Raw genomic sequence first — 16,357 nt, 5'->3', positions numbered from 1 at the left:
CTGCCGGAGGACTGGACGCGGCGGCACTTACGCCAGGCGGACGGGGCTGTCGCCCCGCCGCCGATTACGGTTACGCCTTGTTTGAAACCCGGCTTACTTGACGCTGACGCCGTAGAAGGAGTTCAGGCCGAACGGGCTGACCTTGAAGCCCTGCACTGACTTCAGCATCGGCTGATTGACGGTGGAGTGGGCGATGGTGGTCATCGGCACCTGCTGCTTCACGATTTCCTGCGCCTTCATGTACAGCTTGGTGCGCTCGGCGACGTTGGAAGTGGCCTTGCCCTTCTGGATCAGGTCTTCGAACGGCTTGTAGCAGAACTTGGAGAAGTTGTTGCCGTTCATCGCGTCGCAGCCGAACAGCACGCCCAGCCAGTTGTCCGGATCGCCGTTGTCGCCGGTCCAGCCGATCAGCATGGAGTCATGCTCGCCCGTCTTGGCGCGCTTCAGGTACTCGCCCCACTCGTAGGAGGTGATCTTGGCTTTGACGCCGATCTTGGCCCAGTCGGCCTGCACCATTTCCGCCATCAGCTTGGCGTTGGGGTTGTACGGACGCTGAACCGGCATCGCCCACAGCGAGATGTCGAAGCCGTTCGGGTAACCGGCCTTGGCCAGCAGCGCCTTGGCCTTGGCGACATCGTACGGCGCGTCCTTCAGGTTCTTGTTGTACGACCACTGGGTGGGCGGCATCGGGTTGGTCGCGGCCTGGCCAGCGCCCTGGTACACCGCCTGCAGGATGGCTTTCTTGTTGATGGCCATGTCCAGCGCCTGGCGCACTTCCAGCTTGTCCAGCGGCTTGTGCTTGACGTTGTAGGCCAGGTAGCCCAGGTTGAAGCCGGCCTGGGACATCACGTTCATCTTCGGATCGGCCTTCATCGCGGCGATGTCGGTCGGGCGCGGATAGGTGGTGATCTGGCACTCGCCGGCCTTCAGCTTCTGGTAGCGCACCGACGGGTCGGTGGTGATCGCGAACACCAGGTTGTCCACTTTCGGGCCGTCAGCCTTGTTCCAGTAATCCTTGTTGGCGGCGAAGCGGATCTGCGCGTCCTTCTGGTAGCGCTTGAAGATGAACGGGCCGGTGCCCACCGGCTGCTGGTTGATCAGCTGCGGCTTGCCTTCCTTCAGCAGCTTGTCAGCGTATTCGGCGGACTGGATGGAGGCGAAGCTCATCGCCAGGTTCTGCAGGAAGGCGGCATCCACCTTCTTCAGCGAGAACTTGATGGTGTACGGATCGACCTTCTCCACCTTGGCGATGTTCTCGTCCATGCCCATGTCGGTGAAGTACGGGAATTCGGTCGGGTAGGCCTTGCGGAACGGATTGCTCTTGTTGAGCATGCGGTCGAAGGTGAAAGCCACGTCGTCGGCGTTGAATTCGCGGGTCGGCTTGAAGTAGTCGGTGGTCTGGAACTTCACGCCCTTGCGCAGGTGAAAGGTGTAGGACAGTCCGTCCGCGGCCACATCCCATTTCTCGGCCAGGCCCGGGATCACCTTGGTGCCGCCGCGCTGGAATTGCACCAGGCGGTTGAACACGGTTTCGGCGGAAGCGTCAAAGTCGGTGCCGGAGGTGTACTGGCCCGGATCGAAGCCGGCCGGGCTGCCTTCGGAACAAAACACCAGCGTTCCCGCGGCTTGAGATGCGACGGAGACCCCAGCAATCGCGCTTGCGACCAGCAACTTCTTGAAAGTTTGCATAATGTTTCCCTTCCTTTGTACAGACTGATTAGTCTTTTCTGATATTCAACCTGAGCATGCTTAGGCTTCGGCTGGTGGGGGATACATTACTCACAGAGGGCGCTTTTGACAAGCGCCCTCTGGCTTTTCATGCGCAATCCGACTATGACAATTCGTAAACGGAAAGTGAACTACGCGCGGCGCAATATGACGGAACCCACGGAATAGCCGGCCCCGAACGATGAAATGACGCCAACATCGCCGGCGCTCAAATCATGCGAATGAAGATGGAAGGCGATGATGGAACCGGCCGAACTGGTGTTGGCGTAGCGGTCCAGAATCACCGGCGCCTCCACGGTATCGGCCTCTCTGCCCAGCACGCGGCGGGCGATCAACTGGTTCATCGCCAGGTTGGCCTGGTGCAGCCAGAAGCGGCGCACGCCTTCCGGCGCGATGTCCAGGCTGCCCAGATGGGCAACGATGTGCTCGCCCACCATCGGACACACTTCCTTGAACACCTTGCGGCCCTGCTGGACGAACAGCTTGTCCGGCTGGCCGATGCCGCTCGCGTCGCAGCGGTTGAGGAAGCCGAAATTGTTGCGGATATTGTTGGAGAACACCGTCGCCAGCTTGCAGCCCAGCACCTCGAAGCGGCGCTCGGAAACCGCGGCGTCGGCGCGCTCCAGCACCACCGCGGTGCAGGCATCGCCGAAAATGAAGTGGCTGTCGCGGTCGCGGAAGTTCAGGTGGGCGGAACAGATCTCTGGATTCACCATCAGCACCGCGCGCGCCTGCCCGGTGGCGATGGCGTTGACCGCGGTCTGGATGCCGAAGGTCGCCGACGAGCACGCCACGTTCATGTCGAAGGCGTAACCCTCTATCCCCAGCGCCTGCTGCACCTCGATCGCCATCGCCGGATACGGCCGCTGCATATTGGAGCAGGCGACGATCACCATGTCGATGTCGGCGGCGGCGCGGCCGGCCGCCTCCAGCGCCTGGCGCGCGGCCGCCACCGCCATCTCGGCCTGCAGCGACAGCTCGTCGTTGCCGCGCTCGGGCAGATTCGGCGTCATGCGCTCCGGGTCCAGCACGCCGTCCTTGTCCATCAGGAAACGTTGCTTGATGCCGGAGGCCTTCTCGATGAATTCGGCGCTGGACTCGGCCAGCGGTTCCATGGTGCCCGCGGCGATCTGGGCCGCATGGGCTTCGTTGCGCCGCCGCACGAAGGCATTGAAGGCCTCGACCAGTTCGGCGTTGCCGACCGCATGCGGCGGGGTGAATAGCCCGGTCCCGCTGATAACAACCTTATGCATCTTCTTATGTCCTCATCCCAATGATTAGGGAACGAAAGCATGGCGGACGGACCCGGCCTTCCTCGGCCCGGCCGGTTGCATCCGCCGCCACTCGGCACCCTTGCGGGCGGATCTTGCGGAATATTGCAGCGATTTTACACAGCGGCCGCCGCGAAAGTAAGAAATCCATAGCCTTGGGCCACTTAAACCAAGTAAAATGCTCAACTTTGCGACTTCCGGCGCTGGATTGCCTCGCCAAATACTTGACTAATTTAGTCGGATATTGGGTATAATCTGAGGCAGTACCACCACCCACCGGAACTGAACACCATGCGCCTCACCACCAAAGGACGTTTTGCCGTCACCGCGATGCTGGATCTCGCGATGCGCGAGGAAGGCGGCCCGGTCACCCTGGCCGGCATCAGCGAACGCCAGAGCATCTCGCTGTCTTATCTCGAACAGTTGTTCGGCAAGCTAAGACGCGCCGAACTGGTGGACAGCGTGCGCGGTCCCGGCGGCGGCTACACGCTGGCCAAACAGATCTGCGACATCTCCGTCGCCGACATCATCGTCGCCGTCGACGAGCCGGTGGACGCCACCCAATGCGGCGGCCGCGAGAACTGCCGCGGCAGCCAGCGCTGCATGACCCACGACTTGTGGACCAACCTCAACGTCACCATTTTCGATTACCTCTCCAAGGTAAGCCTCGCCAGCCTGGTGGAAGAACAACACGCCAAAGAGCAGCAAGCCAAGGAGAGCAGCGTCGTGCAGGACAAGCGCGACAGCTGTAGCAGCTCCCGTGCAGCTGCCAGCAGCGCCCTGTGAGCGCACGAAAAATCTTGCGGAGATTAAATAAATGAGCCAGCCCAAGCTACCGATCTATCTGGATTACTCGGCCACCACCCCGGTGGACCCGCGCGTCGCCGAAAAGATGATTCCCTATCTGACCGGCAAGTTCGGCAACCCCGCCTCGCGCAGCCACAGCTTCGGCTGGGAAGCCGAGGAGGCCGTCGAAAACGCGCGCGCCGAAGTGGCCAAGCTGATCGGTGCCGATCCCAAGGAAATCGTCTGGACCTCCGGCGCCACCGAGTCCGACAACCTGGCGATCAAGGGCGCCGCCCAGTTCTACAAGAGCAAGGGCAAGCACATCATCACCGTCAAGACTGAGCATAAGGCGGTGCTGGACACCTGTCGCGAGCTGGAGCGCCAAGGCTTCGAAGTGACCTATATGGACGTGCTGGAAAACGGCCTGCTCGACATCGAGGCGTTCAAGGCCGCCATCCGTCCGGACACCATCCTGGTGTCGGTGATGTACGTGAACAACGAGATCGGCGTGATCCAGGACATCCCCCTGATCGGCGAGATCTGCCGCGAGAAGGGCATCATCTTCCACGTCGACGCCACCCAGGCGCCGGGCAAGGTGAAGATCGACCTGAACACGCTGAAAGTCGACCTGATGAGCCTGTCCGCGCACAAGGCCTACGGCCCGAAAGGCATCGGCGCGCTGTACGTGCGCCGCAAGCCGCGCGTGCGCCTGGAAGCCCAGATGCACGGCGGCGGCCACGAGCGCGGTTTCCGCTCCGGCACGCTGGCCACCCACCAGATCGTCGGCATGGGCGAGGCCTTCCGCATCGCCCGCGAAGAGATGGACAGCGAGTGCGAGCGCATCCGCATGCTGCGCGACCGCCTGTGGCACGGCATCCAGGACATGGAAGAGGTGTACATCAACGGCGACGCCGACCAGCGCGTGCCGCACAACCTCAACGTCAGCTTCAACTTCGTCGAGGGCGAGAGCCTGATCATGGCCATCAAGGACCTGGCCGTGTCCAGCGGCTCCGCCTGCACCTCCGCCTCGCTGGAGCCGTCCTACGTGCTGCGCGCGCTGGGCCGCAACGACGAAATGGCCCACAGCTCCATCCGCTTCACGCTGGGCCGCTTCACCACCGAGGAAGAGATCGACTACGCGATCGCGCTGCTGAAATCCAAGATCGGCAAGCTGCGCGAGCTGTCCCCGCTGTGGGAGATGTACAAGGACGGCGTGGACCTGAACAGCGTTCAATGGGCCGCCCACTGAGCCGATAACAGATTACCGGCCGCGGCGCGCGCTGCGGCCTTGCAGGAGCGAAAGACATGGCATATAGCGAAAAAGTGTTGGATCACTACGAAAATCCGCGCAACGTCGGCTCGTTCGACAAGGGCGACGACAGCATCGGCACCGGCATGGTCGGCGCGCCGGCCTGTGGCGACGTGATGAAGCTGCAGATCAAGGTGGGCGCGGACGGCGTGATCGAAGACGCCAAGTTCAAGACCTACGGCTGCGGCTCCGCCATCGCCTCCTCGTCCCTGGTGACCGAGTGGGTGAAGGGCAAGTCGCTGGACGAGGCGCTGGCGATCAAGAACACCGCCATCGCCGAAGAGCTGGCGCTGCCGCCGGTGAAGATCCACTGCTCCATCCTGGCCGAAGACGCGATCAAGGCCGCGGTGGAAGACTACAAGCAGAAACACGGCAAGTAAGCGGAGGCGACCGATGGCACTCACCCTTTCCGAACGCGCCGCCCAGCATGTCGGCGCCTTCCTCGCCAAGCGCGGCAAGGGCCTCGGCGTGCGCCTGGGCGTCAAGACCTCCGGCTGCTCCGGCATGGCCTACAAGCTGGAGTTCGTCGATGTCGAAAGCAGCGACGACGTCCGTTTCGAAAGCTACGGCGTAGCCATCTACACCGACGCCAAGAGCCTGGCCTACATCGATGGCACCGAGCTCGACTACGTGAAGGAAGGCCTGAACGAGGGGTTCCGCTTCAACAACCCCAACGTCAAGAACGAGTGCGGCTGCGGCGAGAGCTTCAACGTCTGACCGCCGCCGCCCCGGGGCGGAGCGTTGACGCGCAAGCGCTGATGCTCCGCCCTCGTTTTTTCAGTCCCCACGCTTGAGTCCGGACGCATCGATGAACCACGATTTCAACCAGGATTTCTTCAGCCTGTTCGGCCTGCCGCGCCGCTTCGCCATCGACGCCGCCGGCCTCGACGCCGCCTGGCGCGCGGCGGCGGCCCAGGTCCATCCCGACCGCTATGCCGCCAGCTCCGACGCCGACAAGCGCAGCGCGCTGATGCTCGCCACCCGCGTCAACGAGGGCTACCAGACGCTGAAGTCGCCGCTGAACCGCGCCCGCTACCTGCTGCAGCTGTCCGGCGTCGACACCCAGGAAGAGAACAACACCCGGATGCCGGCCGATTTCCTGATGGCGCAGATGGAATGGCGCGAGAGCATAGACGACGCCCGCGCCGACGTGGACGCGCTGGAGTCGCTGTCGCGCCGCCTGCGCGGCGAAGTCAGGGACCTGCAGACCGAACTGGAAGCGGCGCTGGATGCGCGCGCCGACTTGGACGCCGCCGCCGTTCTGGTGAGAAAATTGCGTTTCATGGAAAAGCTGGACCAGGAGATCGGCGACGCCATCGAAAGCCTGCTGGACTAGCATGCTCGCCGCGGAATATCGGCAAGCCTTGCGGCAGCAAGCCTGGGCATGGATGCCGGGCATCGGCTACCTGCTGTTCCAGATCCTGATGCTGCTGCCCGACGCCCATCGAGGCGAGGATGGCCCCGGCTGCGGCAATCCGCAACTGGGAGGCCTGCTTTTGCTCGGCCTGCTGGCGTTGCCGATAGCCGGTTGGAATGCTAAACGGTTGTCCCGCCTAGGCTGGAAACGCGGGCAGGATGACAGCCCTGCGGCGCGCCTGGCCTGGGCCAGGCACTGGTTCAACCTCGCGCTGAGCGCGCCGGGGCTGATTTTCGGTCTTTACATCGTATTCGCCATCCTCTCCGCGCCTTGGCGCTGAGAGGGTTAGCCACTTACATTGACTTGAACTGACATGGCTCTACTGCAAATCGCCGAACCCGGCCTCTCCGCCGCTCCCCACCAGCACCGCCTGGCCGTGGGCATAGACCTGGGCACCACCAACTCGCTGGTGGCCACCGTCAGGAGCGGCTCCGCCGCCGTGCTGCCCGACGAAACCGGCCGCAGCCTGCTGCCCTCGGTGGTGCGCTACGGCGACCAGGGCGTGCTGGCGGTCGGCTACGACGCGCAGAAGGAGCAGAACCGCGATCCGCACAACACCATCGTCTCGGTGAAGCGCTTCATGGGCCGCGGCGTCAGCGACATCAAGGACGCCGGCAGCCTGCCCTACCGCTTCGTCGACGCGCCGGGCATGGTGCAGTTGGTGACCCGCGCCGGCGTCAAGAGCCCGGTCGAGGTATCTTCCGACATCCTGCGCGCGCTGAAGGAACGCGCCGAGGCAAGCCTGGGCGGCGAGCTGACCGGCGCGGTGATCACCGTGCCCGCCTATTTCGACGACGCCCAGCGCCAGGCCACCAAGGACGCCGCGCGCCTGGCCGGCCTGAACGTGCTGCGCCTGCTCAACGAACCGACCGCCGCCGCCATCGCCTACGGCCTGGACAACGGCAGCGAAGGCACATATGTCGTATACGATCTTGGGGGAGGCACGCTGGACGTGTCCATCCTGAAGCTGACCCGCGGCGTGTTCGAAGTGCTGGCCACCAGCGGCGACTCGGCGCTGGGCGGCGACGACTTCGACCACCGCGTGTTCTGCTGGCTGCTGGAGCAGGCCGGCGTCACCGCGCCGTCCGCGCACGACATGCGCCTGCTGCATACCCGCGCCCGCGAAGCCAAGGAAGCGCTGACCGACCACGCCAGCACCCGCGTTACCGCCATCCTGTCCGATGGCCAGTCGCTGGACCTGGAGCTGGACCAGGCCACGCTGCACGCCATCACCAAAACGCTGGTCGACAAGACGCTGACGCCGGTGCGCAAGGCGCTGCGCGACGCCAAGATCGCGCCCGAGGACATTCAGGGCGTGGTGATGGTGGGCGGTGCCACCCGCATGCCGCACGTGCAGAAGGCCGTCGCCGACTACTTCGGCCGCGCGCCGCTGACCAACCTCGACCCCGACAAGGTGGTGGCGCTGGGCGCCGCCATCCAGGCCAACGTGCTGGCCGGCAACAAGCAGGACGACGAGTGGCTGCTGCTGGACGTGCTGCCGCTGTCGCTGGGCATCGAAACCATGGGCGGCCTGACCGAGAAGATCATCCCGCGCAACAGCACCATCCCGGTGGCGCGCGCGCAGGACTTCACCACCTTCAAGGACGGCCAGACCGCGATGTCCATCCACGTGCTGCAGGGCGAGCGCGAACTGGTGTCCGATTGCCGCAGCCTGGCCAAGTTCACGCTGACCGGCATTCCGCCCATGGTGGCCGGCGCAGCGCGCATCCGCATCACCTTCCAGGTTGACGCCGACGGCCTGCTGTCGGTCACCGCGCGCGAGCAGACCTCGGGCGTGGAATCCAGCATCGAGGTCAAGCCATCCTACGGCCTGTCCGACGACGAGATCAGCCGCATGCTGAGCGAATCGCTGGCCAACGTGCAGGAAGACATCGAAGCCCGCAAGCTGCGCGAGGCCATCGTCGACGCGGAAAGCCTGCGCGACGCGACGCTGAACGCGCTGGCGCAGGACGGCGACCTGCTGGACCAGGCCGAGCGCGCCGAAGTGGAAGCCGCCGTCGCGGCGGTCGCCTCCGCCATCGCCGAGGGCGTCACCCGCCGCGTCAACGAGGCCAGCGCCGCGCTGAACCACGCCACCGAAACCTTCGCCTCGCGCCGCATGGACCGCAATATCCAGCGCGCGCTGAAGGGCCACAAGATTACCGATCTGTAAGGATACGCCATGCCGCGCATCATCGTTTTGCCGCACCCGGACCTTTGCCCCGAGGGCGCCGTAATTGATAACGCCGAAACCGGCCAGAGCATCTGCGACGCCCTGCTCGCCCACGACATCGAGATCGAGCACGCCTGTGAGATGTCCTGCGCCTGCACCACCTGCCACTGCATCGTGCGCGAGGGCGGCGCTTCGCTGAACGAGGCCGACGAACTGGAAGAAGATCTGCTGGACAAGGCCTGGGGCCTGGAAGCGCAATCGCGCCTGTCCTGCCAGGCCATCGTCGCCGACGAGGATCTGGTGATCGAAATCCCGAAATACACGATCAACCACGCCCGCGAACATCATTAAGGAGCAGGCCCTGAAATCCCAGCGGCAGCGTTGCGCCGCCTTGCCGTACTATGTGTACTGTCTGCGGCGGCGCGCCTCGCCGCTGCCGCTGCGCTGGATTTCATGACCTACTCCCGCTCAGGAGACATCTATGAAATGGACCGACGTTAACGACATCGCCATCGAACTGGCGGACGCCCACCCGGACGTGGACCCGAAGACCGTGCGCTTCGTCGACCTGCACAACTGGGTGGTGGAGCTGCCCGGCTTCGACGACGACCACGCCCGCGGCGGCGAGCGCGTGCTGGAGGCGATCCAGCAGGCGTGGATAGACGAAGCCGAGTGATCTTCCGCTCGCAGCAAAAAGCCCCGGACTCCGGGGCTTTTTTCATGTCCCTGCGCCCGCGCGTGAAAATCCCGCCCCGCCGGTTTATCATCGGAAAGCACGCGCCGGCCTTCGCCGCCGCCCCGTTACGGAGCCGCCATGTTCACCCTGATCATCGGCAACAAGAACTACTCCCCCTGGTCGCTGCGCCCCTGGCTGGTGCTGAAGATGCTGGACGAACCCTTCCAGGAGCAGCAGATCGACCTCTACCTGTCCGACAGCAAGGCCCGCATCCTTGCCGCCCATCCCGCCGGCAAGGTGCCGGTGCTGGTGGACGACCAGCTCAGAATCTGGGACTCGCTGGCCATCTGCGAATACCTGGCCGAATGCTTCCCCGCCGCTAGGCTGTGGCCCGACGACAGCGCGCTGCGCGCCGTCGCCCGCTCCATCGTCGCCGAGATCCACTCCGGCTTCGTCGCGCTCAGGGAAAACCTGCCGATGGACATCACGCTGCGCCAGGTGGACTACGAAAGCTCGCCGGCGCTGGAATCCGACATCGCCCGCGTGATCGCGCTATGGGAAGAGCACCTGGAACGCCACGTCGTCGACGGCGATTTCCTGTTCGGCTGCTTCACCATCGCCGACGCCTGCTTCGCGCCCATCTGCACCTGCTTCCAGACCTACAACGTCAGGCTGCCGGAGCGCTCGCAGGCTTATGTCCGCCATATCCTGTCCCTTCCCGCCATGCAGGAATGGTACGCGGCGGCGGCGGCCGAGCGGCGGCGGGCGTCTTAAGTCAGAGCATGTCGCAAAACGGGTGGATCAACGCGCCATAAGTCATTAGAATGGCGCGTTTTTTACATTTTCATTACGTCAAGGATTTCACATGAGCACCCCGTTCATCATTGGCGTTGCCGGCGGCAGCGGCAGCGGTAAAACCACGGTAACCAACAAGGTGCTGGAAACCATTGGTTCCGAGATGGCGGCGGTGATCATCCAGGACTACTACTATCGCGACCAGAGCCACCTGACCTTCGAGCAGCGCCTGGGCACCAACTACGACCACCCGCAGGCCTTCGACTGGCCGCTCTTGATCTCCCACATCGACGACCTGCGCAACGGCCGCGCGATCGAGATGCCGGTGTACGACTTCGCCAACCACACCCGTTCCGACCAGACCGTCACCGTGCAGCCCGCGCCGGTGATCGTGATCGAGGGCCTGTTCCCGCTGTACGACGCCGCCTTGCGCGAGATGATGTCGCTGAAGATCTTCGTCGACACTGACTCCGACGTCCGCTTCATCCGCCGCCTCAAGCGCGACATCGCCGAGCGCGGCCGCACGATGGAGAGCGTGATCGAGCAATACCTGTCCACCGTGCGCCCGATGCACAACCAGTTCATCGAGCCGACCAAGCGCTTCGCCGACGTGATCCTGCCGCACGGCGCCAACGATCCGGCGGTGGACATCATCACCACCAAGGTCGCCAGTCTGATGGTGTGAGCGCTCGCCGCGCAGGAAATCCCAAAGCCGCCCCAGAGGCGGCTTTTTGCTTGCCCGGTTGACGCCGTGCTCTCGCGGGCGGACAATCGCCGCGCGCCATCCGGCGCGTGATCACCTAAGGCACATCATGCATACCATCAAACCGCGCAATCCGCTGGCTTGCGCAGCCATCCTGAAAAAGGGCGGCGCACACGGCCGCAGCCGATCCGGCCTGCGCCAATCGCAGAAACATTCGCTGTGGGCGGAACTGGAAGACTGGCGCGAAGAGCGCGACCGGCAGCCGATGGCCGCCGACCGCGGCCAGGACGCCGATGAGGCGTTTTTCTCCGCCGAGTTTCCAAAAGCAACAGGCCGTCAATCGATGGCCTGTTGCTTTTGGGCGTTCGTCCGCTAACAATTCCGCACATTCCGTTTACACAACGCCACAAGGCCTGCCCGTAAAATAGCGGACATCTCAATCGGGAATGTCGTCATGAAATGGATAGCCACCGCCCTGTTGCTGCTTTCGCTTGCCGGATGCGGCAGCATGGGCCTGAAAAAGCCTGAAGTCAGCCTCAGCAATATCGAACCGGGCAGCAGCACGCTGTTCGAGCAGAACTTCGCGGTGACGCTGCGCGTCGCCAACCCCAATCCCATCCCGCTGAACGCCAGCGGCGTCGATTTCGAGCTGATGCTGGGCGGAGAAAAACTGGGCGGCGGCAGCAGCCAGCAAGCGGTGTCCATCCCCTCGCGCGGCGAAGGGATGGTGACCCTGCAGGTGCATACCTCGCTGGCCGCCTGGATACGCCAGCTGGCCAACTGGCGGCAGCTGCCGGGCGGCAAGCTCAACTACGAGCTGCGCGGCCAGCTGCACGGCCTGAACGGCCTGGCCGACCTGCCGTTCAACAACAAGGGCGAATGGCAGCTGCCGCAGCGCTGATCACTGCCGCGGCACCGCCAGGCAGTTGTTGCCGTCGAAGCTGACGCTCAGCACTTCCTTGGTTTTCTTGTCCACCACGAAGTTGGTGGTGCATTCGTAATGGACGGTGCCGCCGCCGCTCATGCCGTTGCTGACCCAGCGTCCCGGGGTTTCGACCACCCGCGCCTGCCCGTCCTTGTCGGTCACCGTCACCTTGGTGCCGGGCTCATAGCGGGTGTTCTCGCGCAGCGGCTGCTGCTCGGTGCTTTCCTTCACATAGGTGTACAGGCTGTTGCCGTTGGGCATCTGCATGGTCTTGGTCGGCGGTCCCCACTGCGCCAGCAGCTCGTTGACGTCGCGTCCCTGCCAGCGGAACACCTTTTGCGCATAGCCCTCCTGGCTGGGAAACATCGCGCAGCCGGCCAGGCTCAGCGCCAGCAGCGGTAAGCACAACTTCTTCATTGTTCGCCTTTTCGCTTGATAACGTTGCGACATTTTCCCGTCTAGGCAATAAAAACGCCAGCCCGCGGGCTGGCGTCGGCGCAGAAAAACGGCCGCGGTTTACAATTTGAAGCGGCTGAACGCCTGCTGCATGCTGCGCGCCACGCCATCCAGCGTGCTCAGCGTGCGCTGGGCGCTCTGCAGCGCGGCGTCCGAATCCAGGATCTTGTTATTGATGGACTCGGTGCTCTGCGCCATCGCCGTGGTGGCGTTGTGCTGCTCGCCGGTGGACAGCGCGACGTCGCCGATCTTGTCGACCACCTGCCGCATCGCCTCGGTGATTTCCACCAGCCGCGCGCGCGCTTGCTCGGTCTGCGCCGCGCTGCCGTCCACCGCCCCTATGGTGCGGTCCATATTGCCGACCGCGCGTCCGGTCTCGGCCAGGATGTTCTGCACCATGTCGCCGATCTCGACGGTGGCGCTGCCGGTGCGCTCGGCCAGCTTCCTTACCTCGTCGGCCACCACCGCGAAGCCGCGGCCCTGCTCGCCGGCGCGCGCCGCCTCGATCGCCGCGTTCAAGGCCAGCAGATTGGTCTGGTCGGCGATGTCGCGGATCACGCCGGTGATCTTGGAGATCTCCTGCGAACGCTGCTGCAAGGAAGCCAGCAGCGCCGACAGCTCGCCCACCGATACGCTGGTGCTGGCCATCTCGCTGCTGATGCGCTGCAGCTCCTCGGCGCTGGACTGGGCGTGGGCGCCGGTGTCGCGCGCCAGCGAATCGGTCTCGCGGGTGGCGTCGGCGATGTGGGAAATGCTCACGGTCACCTGCTCGATCGCCGCCGCGTTGGAGCTGGAAATGTCGGCCAGCATGTGGGAGTCCTCGGCCAGCCGCGCCACGTCGCCGCCGACGGCGATCACGCCCTGCGCCAGTTGCTCGGCCTCGGCGCGCAGCTCGCGGAACATGCCGTTCAGGCGGCCGACGAACTGATTGAACGCCTCGGCCATCTGCGCCACCTCGTCGCGGCCTTCAGCCGCGATGCGGCGGGTGAGGTCGCCTTCGCCCTGCGATATCTCGCGCAGCGCGTCGCGCACCTGGAACAGGCCCCGCAACAAGCGGCGCAGGTAGGCACCGGCCAGCAGCTGGGTGATCGCCAGCGCGGCCAGCAGCGATAAGGCCATCGACACCATCATCTGGCGCAGCGGCGCGTCGCGCAGCTCGCTGTCCACCACCACGCCCAGCACCCAGTCGCTGCCCTCCACCGAGCTCAGCCGCAGCAGGCGGCTCGCGCCGTCCAGCTCCACCGTCGCCAGCTCGGGCTTGTCCAGCAGGCCGGCGATGCGGGCGGCGTCCATGCCCGGCATCAGCTCGGACAGGGGCTTGAGCGCGGTGTCGGCCTTGGGATAGGCGATCAGCTTGCCGTCCTTGCCCATCAGAAACACGAAGCCGTTGCCCGGCAAGGATACCGACAGCACCGACTTCACCAGCTGGCCGATGGCGATGTCGCCGCCGACCACCTTGTTGCCGGCCGGCAAGGCCTGGGCGATGGTGATCACCAGGTCCTTGATCGACGCGCTGGCGGGCCTGTACGGCGCGGTGACGATCACCCCGCCCTGCGCCTTGGCCGCCTTGAACCAGGCGCGAGAGGCCGGATCATAGTCCGGACTGGGCTTCTGCTTGCCCGGTATGGAATAGACCATGCCCTTGCTGTCGCCGTCGCCGACGAAGATCTGGGCATAGCCGCCGGCCTCGGCCAGCTGCTGCAGATACAGGGTGGGATCGGCTTCGCCGCCGTGGCGGACGGCGCTGGCGATGATCTGCTTGCGCTGCTCCAGCCAGGAAGTGACGAAACGCTGCTGGCCGCCGATGGCCAGATCCAGCTGGGCGGACACGCCGGCGGACAGGTTGTCGCGGAATTTGAAATAGGCGCTGACGGCAGTGCTCAGCGTGGCCACCAGCATGGCCAGCGCCAGCAGCAGGGCAATCTTGCTTCGTATGGATTTCATGGCAATCGACTTGTAGCTTCTCTCTCGTTGCCAATCCTCTGGACGGCAAAAAGGGCGTCGACGACGCCCTTTTTGTGCCGCCGGCTCCCGCCGGCGCATGCTGCGGATCGCAGCTTGTAAGGATTGGCGCGTATTCAGACCGGGTGGATTGTAAACAACGTTTACAAGCCACGCGATGAAGCGCCAACCGATTATGCCAATGGCTTTGATTTTCCTGGCGAAAATCACCCAAACCATGGCTTTTTCGCCACACCGGCCAGCCGGCGCGGCGAAAACGCTTACAGCTTGAAGCGGCCGAACGCGCCCTGCATATTGTGGGCCAGCTGCTTCAGCGACTCCAGGGTCTGCATCGCGCCCTGCAGCGCGGCGTCGGAGTCCAGGATCTGGTTGTTGATGGACTCGGTGCTCTGCGCCATCGCCGTGGTGGCGTTGTGCTGCTCGCTGGTGGACAGCGCCACGTCGCCGATCTTGTCTATCACCTTCTGCATCGCGTCGCTGATGGCGATCAGGCGGCCGCGCGCCTGGCTGGTCAGCTCGACGCTGGTATCCACCGCGCTGACGGTGCGCTGCATATTGCCCACCGCCTTGCCGGTTTCGCCCAGGATGTTCTCCACCATTTCGCTGATTTCCACCGTCGCCTTGCCGGTGCGCTCGGCCAGCTTGCGCACTTCGTCGGCCACCACGGCGAAGCCGCGGCCCTGCTCGCCGGCGCGCGCCGCCTCGATCGCCGCGTTCAGCGCCAATAGGTTGGTCTGGTCGGCGATGTCGCTGATCACGTTGGTGATCTTGGAGATTTCCTGCGAGCGCTGCTCCAGCGAGGCCAGCAGCGCCGACAGCTCGCTCACCGACTGGCTGGTCTGCTCCATCTCGCTGCTGATGCGCTGCATGTCGCCGGCGCTCTCGCGGGAGTGTTCGCCGGTGTTGCGCGCCAGCGAATCGGTTTCGCGCGTCGCCTCGGCGATGTGCGAGATGCTGACGGTCACTTCCTCGATCGCGGCGGCGTTGGAGCTGGAGATGTCGGCCAGGCGGTGCGAATCGCTGGCCACCTGCTTCACCGCGCCGCCCACCTCGATCACGCCGTGCGCCAGCTCTTCCGCCTCGCCGCGCAGTTCGCGGAACATGCCGTTCAGGCGGCCGACGAACTGGTTGAACGCCTCGGCGGTCTGCGCCACCTCGTCCTCGCCGTGGATGTCGATGCGGCGGGTCAGGTCGCCTTCGCCCTTGGCGATCTCGCTCATCGCGTCGCGCACCTGGATCAGGCCGCGCAGCAGGCGGGTCAGGTAGCCGGAGCTCAGCGCCACCAGCACCAGCAGCACGATGACCACGCCGCCGGCGATCAGCCAGATCAGCTGGGTCACCGGCGCCAGCACCGCCTCTTCATCGGCGGCCACGCCCATCACCCAGTCGGTATTCGCCACTTGCTTCAGCGTCACCAGGAAGGTGCGGCCGTCGATGTCCAGCGGCGCCACGTCGCCGCTGGCCACCAGTTGCTGGAAGCGGCTTTCGTCCAGGCCGGGGATCAGCTCGCTGATCGGGCGCAGTTCCTGGCCCGGCTTGGGATAGGCGATCACCTTGCCCTGGCGGGTCATCAGGAAGGCGTGGCCGTCGCCGGCCAGCTTGATGTCCAGCACCGACTTCACCAGCTTGTCGATCAGGATGTCGCCGCCGACCACGATTTCCTGGCCCGGCGCCTTGTCGGCGATGGTGATCACCAGCTTGTCCTTGGTCTCGGGCTCGGAGTCCTTGTACGGATCGGTGACGATCACGCCGCCCTGCGCCTTGGCCTGCTGATACCACGGCCGCTGCGCCGGCTGGTAGTCGGCGCTGGGCTTGGGACGGCCCGGCACCGAGTAGAACATTTCGCCGCTGTCGCCGTGGCCGGCGTAGATGATGTTGAAGCCGCCGCCCTTGGCGATCTGCTGCAGGTAGTAACTGGCCTGCGGATCGCCGGCGCGGGACAGGCTGGCGGTGATCAGGTTCTTGCGCACGGTCAGCCACTCCGACACCAGTCCGCCCTGCAGCTGCAGAACCTGGGTGACCTCGCGCTTGGCTTCGTCGTAGGCGTGATTGCGGATGTTGAGGCAGGCGATGACTGTCACGCTGATCGTGGCGACCAGGATGGACACCGCCGTCAACAAGATGAGCTTGTGTCGGATGGAGCGCATGAGATGATA

The 16,357-nt window shown here is 64.7% G+C and carries 18 protein-coding genes; 13 read left to right on the top strand and 5 right to left on the bottom strand.

The features are described 5' to 3' along the window. Positions 1 to 93 precede the first annotated feature (93 nt). Positions 94 to 1,689, bottom strand: a complete 1,596-nt coding sequence (locus CV_RS05375; RefSeq protein ID WP_011134652.1) for an ABC transporter substrate-binding protein — start codon at positions 1,687 to 1,689, stop codon at positions 94 to 96. Between the two features lie 170 nt (positions 1,690 to 1,859). Next, a complete protein-coding gene (locus CV_RS05370) occupies positions 1,860 to 2,981 on the bottom strand; it encodes a beta-ketoacyl-ACP synthase III (RefSeq protein WP_011134651.1) in 1,122 nt (373 codons plus the stop codon). Positions 2,982 to 3,290: 309 nt separating this feature from the next. Between CV_RS05370 and iscR the strand changes: the two genes are divergently transcribed. The 13 genes from iscR (at position 3,291) to CV_RS05305 (ending at position 11,759) form a co-directional block, all read left to right on the top strand. Further along, complete coding sequence (gene iscR / locus CV_RS05365; protein ID WP_011134650.1) at positions 3,291 to 3,785, top strand: Fe-S cluster assembly transcriptional regulator IscR; 495 nt, start codon at positions 3,291 to 3,293, stop codon at positions 3,783 to 3,785. Between the two features lie 31 nt (positions 3,786 to 3,816). Beyond that, entirely contained in the window at positions 3,817 to 5,034 is a 1,218-nt protein-coding gene (locus CV_RS05360; protein ID WP_011134649.1) for an IscS subfamily cysteine desulfurase, read from the top strand. A gap of 56 nt (positions 5,035 to 5,090) precedes the next feature. Next, complete coding sequence (gene iscU / locus CV_RS05355) at positions 5,091 to 5,474, top strand: Fe-S cluster assembly scaffold IscU (RefSeq protein ID WP_011134648.1); 384 nt, start codon at positions 5,091 to 5,093, stop codon at positions 5,472 to 5,474. A gap of 13 nt (positions 5,475 to 5,487) precedes the next feature. Beyond that, on the top strand, positions 5,488 to 5,811 hold the full coding sequence (iscA, locus tag CV_RS05350; RefSeq protein ID WP_011134647.1) for an iron-sulfur cluster assembly protein IscA: 324 nt from the start codon (positions 5,488 to 5,490) through the stop codon (positions 5,809 to 5,811). Positions 5,812 to 5,902: 91 nt separating this feature from the next. Next, a complete protein-coding gene (hscB, locus tag CV_RS05345; RefSeq protein WP_043595559.1) occupies positions 5,903 to 6,430 on the top strand; it encodes a Fe-S protein assembly co-chaperone HscB in 528 nt (175 codons plus the stop codon). 1 nt (position 6,431) lies between these two features. Then, complete coding sequence (locus CV_RS05340) at positions 6,432 to 6,791, top strand: hypothetical protein (protein ID WP_011134645.1); 360 nt, start codon at positions 6,432 to 6,434, stop codon at positions 6,789 to 6,791. A gap of 33 nt (positions 6,792 to 6,824) precedes the next feature. Further along, on the top strand, positions 6,825 to 8,684 hold the full coding sequence (hscA, locus tag CV_RS05335) for a Fe-S protein assembly chaperone HscA (protein ID WP_011134644.1): 1,860 nt from the start codon (positions 6,825 to 6,827) through the stop codon (positions 8,682 to 8,684). A 9-nt stretch (positions 8,685 to 8,693) separates the two neighbouring features. Next, on the top strand, positions 8,694 to 9,035 hold the full coding sequence (gene fdx, locus CV_RS05330) for an ISC system 2Fe-2S type ferredoxin (protein ID WP_011134643.1): 342 nt from the start codon (positions 8,694 to 8,696) through the stop codon (positions 9,033 to 9,035). A 130-nt stretch (positions 9,036 to 9,165) separates the two neighbouring features. Then, positions 9,166 to 9,360: a Fe-S cluster assembly protein IscX gene (gene iscX / locus CV_RS05325; protein ID WP_011134642.1), complete on the top strand. Its 195-nt coding sequence runs from the start codon at positions 9,166 to 9,168 to the stop codon at positions 9,358 to 9,360. A 138-nt stretch (positions 9,361 to 9,498) separates the two neighbouring features. After that, positions 9,499 to 10,134 (top strand): glutathione S-transferase family protein, encoded by a 636-nt coding sequence (locus CV_RS05320; protein WP_011134641.1) that lies wholly within the window; start codon positions 9,499 to 9,501, stop codon positions 10,132 to 10,134. A 91-nt stretch (positions 10,135 to 10,225) separates the two neighbouring features. Beyond that, positions 10,226 to 10,840, top strand: a complete 615-nt coding sequence (udk, locus tag CV_RS05315; protein WP_011134640.1) for a uridine kinase — start codon at positions 10,226 to 10,228, stop codon at positions 10,838 to 10,840. 46 nt (positions 10,841 to 10,886) lie between these two features. After that, positions 10,887 to 11,234 (top strand): hypothetical protein, encoded by a 348-nt coding sequence (locus tag CV_RS05310; RefSeq protein WP_139794327.1) that lies wholly within the window; start codon positions 10,887 to 10,889, stop codon positions 11,232 to 11,234. Between the two features lie 78 nt (positions 11,235 to 11,312). Further along, positions 11,313 to 11,759, top strand: a complete 447-nt coding sequence (locus CV_RS05305; protein WP_011134638.1) for an LEA type 2 family protein — start codon at positions 11,313 to 11,315, stop codon at positions 11,757 to 11,759. Here CV_RS05305 and CV_RS05300 read toward each other — a convergent pair whose 3' ends face one another. The 3 genes from CV_RS05300 to CV_RS05290 all read right to left on the bottom strand — a co-directional run bounded on the left by CV_RS05300 (position 11,760) and on the right by CV_RS05290 (position 16,348). After that, entirely contained in the window at positions 11,760 to 12,200 is a 441-nt protein-coding gene (locus tag CV_RS05300; RefSeq protein WP_011134637.1) for a hypothetical protein, read from the bottom strand. Positions 12,201 to 12,299: 99 nt separating this feature from the next. Next, positions 12,300 to 14,183 (bottom strand): methyl-accepting chemotaxis protein, encoded by a 1,884-nt coding sequence (locus CV_RS05295; protein ID WP_011134636.1) that lies wholly within the window; start codon positions 14,181 to 14,183, stop codon positions 12,300 to 12,302. 278 nt (positions 14,184 to 14,461) lie between these two features. Further along, positions 14,462 to 16,348 carry a methyl-accepting chemotaxis protein gene (locus tag CV_RS05290; RefSeq protein WP_011134635.1) on the bottom strand — a complete coding sequence of 629 codons (1,887 nt, stop codon included), beginning with the start codon at positions 16,346 to 16,348 and terminating at the stop codon, positions 14,462 to 14,464. Positions 16,349 to 16,357: the final 9 nt, after the last annotated feature.

The organism is Chromobacterium violaceum ATCC 12472 (genome assembly GCF_000007705.1).
Classification (GTDB): domain Bacteria; phylum Pseudomonadota; class Gammaproteobacteria; order Burkholderiales; family Chromobacteriaceae; genus Chromobacterium; species Chromobacterium violaceum.
This window is presented reverse-complemented; position numbering and strand designations above follow the sequence as displayed.